The sequence below is a fragment of the Aminivibrio pyruvatiphilus genome, from assembly GCF_004366815.1.
In the GTDB taxonomy this organism is placed as follows: Bacteria; Synergistota; Synergistia; order Synergistales; family Aminobacteriaceae; genus Aminivibrio; species Aminivibrio pyruvatiphilus.
This window is the reverse complement of the sequence record NZ_SORI01000046.1, coordinates 1-3,900: the sequence shown is the minus strand read 5'-3', so window position 1 is coordinate 3,900 and position 3,900 is coordinate 1. Positions and strand designations below refer to the sequence as shown.

The window sequence follows — 3,900 nt, the reverse complement described above, 5'->3', positions numbered from 1 at the left end:
TCGGCCATCCGGGCGAGGATGTCCTTCTTTGCGTCGGTGAAACGGATCGCCCCCTGCAGGGAGAATCCCTTCTCACCATAGCCCACGGCCACGGAAGCTGATGCGACGGGGAACTGCCGGAGCCACTCTTCCGCCATCTTGATCTCCGGGTCGAGGGCCGTAACCACCTTGAAAAGGTAGGAATCCACCAGGCGCTGGACAAATTCATTGGGCTTCTCGAGATTGACCACCCCGTACATGGCCGAGTCCGGCCACTGGGGCAGCGCATCGAGGGTGCCCGTCCAGCCCGGTGCCGCAAGGAACGCCACCAGGACCAGGGAAAGGAACAGCGCGGAAAACCTTTTTTTCATGAGAATCTCCTCCTTGGGAGCCCGGAAGACCTTCTGCGGTTCTTCCGGTTCGTTTTCCCCGGACGCTCCGGGGTGGCACTACATTACTCCACCATTGAACCGCTGTCACGCCAATCCTATTTTTGCCGGGATGTCCCCTCTTCCCGTGACGCTGAGTTTCCTGTAAATCTGTCGGATGTGGGTCTTGAGGGTATTGTTCGTAATCTCGCAGTTCTCAAGTATTTCATCTCTCTTGAGCCCCTCAAGAAGAAGCAGCGTGATCTCCGTCTCCTTTTTCGTCAGGCTGAAGGGTGCGAGCTGCAGCCTGATCCGCAGTTCCTCCTTCGAAGGACCTTTCTTCCTCGCGCTTCTCCCGGAGTTCCCCCTCTCCGGATGAGCGGGAAAACGCACTTCCATGACTATCATTCCCCCTCATGAAACAGGCATCCGGGGAAGAGGGGCTCTCTTCCCCCTTCGGGCCTATTTCTGGATGATCGCAATCTTTCCGTAGGGTGCGATCTGTTCGTCAGGGAACTGGCCAACCTTTGCGTAGATGTACTTCAGTTTCGGCAGATCCTTGAACATGGAGAAATCAGCCACGCCCTCGGTCTTCTGGAGGTCCAGCCTTTCCAGCCGGGGCAGCGCCGTGATAGCCTCCGGGTTGAGCACCCTGCAGCCCTCCACGTCCAGGGCGGTCAGCTTCTTGTGGCCCGCGAAGACGGCAAGGTCCACGGGACCTGTGATGGACTCAATGACGACCTCGGTGAGGTCCGGGCATTTCGCCAGGGGCGACACGTCGATGATGTCCTCCCGGAGCATCTTCACTATCTTGAGCTTCGGCATGAACTCCACGTACTCCAGGGTGTCCAGCTTGGAGAGACCGCCGTGAAGCTCCTCGAGCTTCGTGAGTTTCGTCAGGGGAGAATAGTCCTCGAACTTCGTGGCATAGATCCAGATATAGCGGAGCTCCGTCAGGTTTTCCACGGGGGACATGTCCGTGGCTGGAATTGCGTACAGGCTCAGTCTCTTCAGCTTCGTCAGCCCGCCTATGGGCGACAGGTCGTCCGCCTTGATCATGTAGAGGCTCAGGTCCTCGAGTTCTGCGAGCTCGGCAAGAACAGAGATATCCGTCACGGGCGCCGAATAGAGGTGAAGTCTCTTCAGCTTCGCCTTACCCTTCAGGGGAGAAATGTCCTCAATAGTTTTGGGCTGCATGAAGAAGACCAGGGACTCCAGGTCGTTCATGCCGGCCAGGAATGCGAGGTCGGGATACTCCACCTGCCGGATCTCCAGCTCCTTCAGCTTCACAAGGGCCCCGAGGGGAGCGAGGGTTCTGATCCCCTTGAGGCTGTCAAGCTTCAGGTAGGTGAGGCCGGAGAGGTTCGAGAGAGGAGAAAGGTCGGTCACCTGGTCGGTTCGCTCCAGAAGAAGCCCAGTCAGGACATCCGCGAGGGAGGCGACTTTCTTCAGGTCGTCGTCGGTGACGGCTCCCCCGAGACGGAGGGGCTTGCCCTTCTTGATGTCAGGATCGTCCCGGACCATCTGGAGGAATTCGTCGGTCACCCCGTCGGTGATCTTCGGGCCGAAGACGGAACTCTTCGTATACTTTGGATCCGCCGCAAACGCCGCCGCTGAAACCGCGAGAACGAACAACATCGCCAGAACTGCCGTTACCGGTCTTCCCTTCATTTTTCCGTTCCTCCTTCCCCTATTTCACGAACAGGGCTATGGCCAGGCCGATCACCACAAGGGCGATGCCTATGTAAAACTGGGTTTTCGCCTTGCCTTCCACGCCCGCAGTCACTTCTTCCTCCGACTTCACCGAGACGATGAAGGGCTTTCCCTTTTCGGACGGTCTTCCGATGCGCAGGTTTCCCGCCGACTGCCGGGCCTCCCCCGCCACGTAGAGAGGGTGTCCCAGGGGGATGATTTTCTCCCTGTACTTGAAGCCGAGAGTCCGGACCCCTGAGGGGGACGAGAACTGGACTCCGAAAAAGGTGTAGGATTTATTGCTTTCATAGGGCTCGAACCTGTCGGCGCCGTCCCTGAGGTGAAGGGTCGCCCCGTCGAGGTCGATGCCTACCTTCACGTCGCCGTCGGCAACATAGAGGGGAGAGGGGCTCTTCTGGGACGAAACCGTCTCGGACCCCCTCGTCCTGTTGGTCCTCACCTTTCCGTCCTTGTCGGTGGACGTTTCCTGCTTCTCGTATTCCCTCAGGACCGTGGCCTCGTAGTACGCGCAAGGCTGCCCGCTGTAGGGAGCGATGAGCTCTCCGTCAGTGGCGGCGGGCTCCGTTGGTTTCGATGAAATCCCGGAAACCGTCCCCCATGCCCTCGTCGCACAGAGACTTCCATGTGCCGTGAAGTTCCTGCAGCGGCATGGCCTTCATAAACTTGAGCTCCGTGAGCATTCCCTCGGTTTTCTTCTTCTGGACGAAGGCGAGATACGCGCCTCCCGCCGCCAGCAGGCCGCCTGCAGCAAGAGCAAACATGTTCATTCCATCCCCTCCTTTGGTCAGACTAGGACTACCGGTACATCTCCTTCAGGATGTCGTCATACTGGTCCGCGTAGGCCGCCACGGTCTGCAGGGCGCCGACAAGCTCGTTTTTGTCCAGGCTTGCCCCCGGCAGCGAACAGGAGAGCATGACCGTGTTGTCGAAGGTCAGGGAGAAGGCCCCGAGGGGGAGATCCGAGTTCAGTCTCATGAATTCAGCGGAGGCCCTGCCCGGGTCCACGTTGTCCGCGAGATAGGAAAAGACTTTGACCAGCACGTCCTCCGAATGCCAGGGATTGACGGTCACCTGGATGGTGGCGCTCCCGAAGGTGAAGGAAACCAGGCCGTCCACTTTCACGAGGTCCTCCCCGTCGAAAAGCTCCGCCAGGTAGCCGTCCACTTTTTTCCGCACGTCCTCGAGCAGGGGCTGGTTCACTCCGTCCCTGAGCACCGGAAACTTATGCACCTGCGCCACCTCCCGCATTCATTTTTTCCATGAGCTTCGCCATTTCCGCCTCGAGCTGCATGTCTTTTTCCATGTCCCTGAAGGGGTCATCGGCAGCCGCCTCGCCGGAAAGCTCGGAGAAGGCCTGGGCTTCCGCCTCCATTCCCTCGATCTTCTTTTCCATTTTGTCGAACTTGGCGAAGGCTCCCTGTCCCACGTTCGTCCCCAGCACAGTGGAAAATTCCTTCTGGGTCTTCGCCGCCTGGGCCCGGGCCACCAGGGTGGCCTGCTTCATCCGGGCCTCGTCAAGCTTCGTTTTAAGGCTGTCGAGCTGGCCCCTGAGCTGTGTCGTGGTTCCTGACGCCTGGGCCACCATGGCGTCATACTGCTTCGCCTGGCCGTCGTAGATCATCTTCTTCGAGAGGGCCTGCTTTGCCAGGTCCGCATTGCCCGCCCTGAGGGCCAGAGCGGCCTTGTCTTCCCACTGCTTTGCCTGGGTCATGGCCAGGGTCTGCTGCTTCCTGAGGCTCTGCTCGTTGGCCATCGCCTTTGCCAGCCCGGAAGTGGCCTTGACGAGGGCCTCTTCCATTTCGATGATCATCTGCTTGACCATCTTTTCAGGATCTTCCAT

General features: G+C 59.1%; 7 protein-coding genes. All 7 read right to left on the bottom strand.

Going from position 1 to position 3,900, the window contains the following annotated elements; translation table 11 throughout:
• A partial coding sequence (locus C8D99_RS14970; protein ID WP_133959305.1) for a hypothetical protein occupies positions 1 to 350 on the bottom strand: 350 nt, incomplete at its 3' end.
• Between the two features lie 105 nt (positions 351 to 455).
• Complete coding sequence (locus tag C8D99_RS14965) at positions 456 to 746, bottom strand: helix-turn-helix domain-containing protein (protein ID WP_166670239.1); 291 nt, start codon at positions 744 to 746, stop codon at positions 456 to 458.
• Between the two features lie 63 nt (positions 747 to 809).
• On the bottom strand, positions 810 to 2,018 hold the full coding sequence (locus C8D99_RS14960; protein ID WP_133959303.1) for a leucine-rich repeat domain-containing protein: 1,209 nt from the start codon (positions 2,016 to 2,018) through the stop codon (positions 810 to 812).
• Positions 2,019 to 2,037: 19 nt separating this feature from the next.
• Positions 2,038 to 2,547 carry an E3 ubiquitin ligase family protein gene (locus tag C8D99_RS14955; protein ID WP_274542694.1) on the bottom strand — a complete coding sequence of 170 codons (510 nt, stop codon included), beginning with the start codon at positions 2,545 to 2,547 and terminating at the stop codon, positions 2,038 to 2,040.
• A gap of 58 nt (positions 2,548 to 2,605) precedes the next feature.
• A complete protein-coding gene (locus tag C8D99_RS14950; RefSeq protein WP_133959301.1) occupies positions 2,606 to 2,827 on the bottom strand; it encodes a hypothetical protein in 222 nt (73 codons plus the stop codon).
• A gap of 28 nt (positions 2,828 to 2,855) precedes the next feature.
• On the bottom strand, positions 2,856 to 3,290 hold the full coding sequence (locus C8D99_RS14945) for a YbjN domain-containing protein (protein ID WP_133959300.1): 435 nt from the start codon (positions 3,288 to 3,290) through the stop codon (positions 2,856 to 2,858).
• Positions 3,283 to 3,900, bottom strand: a 618-nt coding sequence (locus C8D99_RS14940; protein ID WP_133959299.1) for a PspA/IM30 family protein, incomplete at its 5' end; no start/stop codon positions are given. The genes C8D99_RS14945 and C8D99_RS14940, both read right to left, overlap by 8 nt.

Excerpts from the sequence above, each read along its gene's own strand:
- C8D99_RS14965 (WP_166670239.1), bottom strand. The coding sequence starts at position 746 with ATGGAAGTGCGTTTTCCCGCTCATCCGGAGAGGGGGAACTCCGGGAGA.
- C8D99_RS14960 (WP_133959303.1), bottom strand. The coding sequence starts at position 2,018 with ATGAAGGGAAGACCGGTAACGGCAGTTCTGGCGATGTTGTTCGTTCTC.
- C8D99_RS14950 (WP_133959301.1), bottom strand. The coding sequence starts at position 2,827 with ATGAACATGTTTGCTCTTGCTGCAGGCGGCCTGCTGGCGGCGGGAGGC.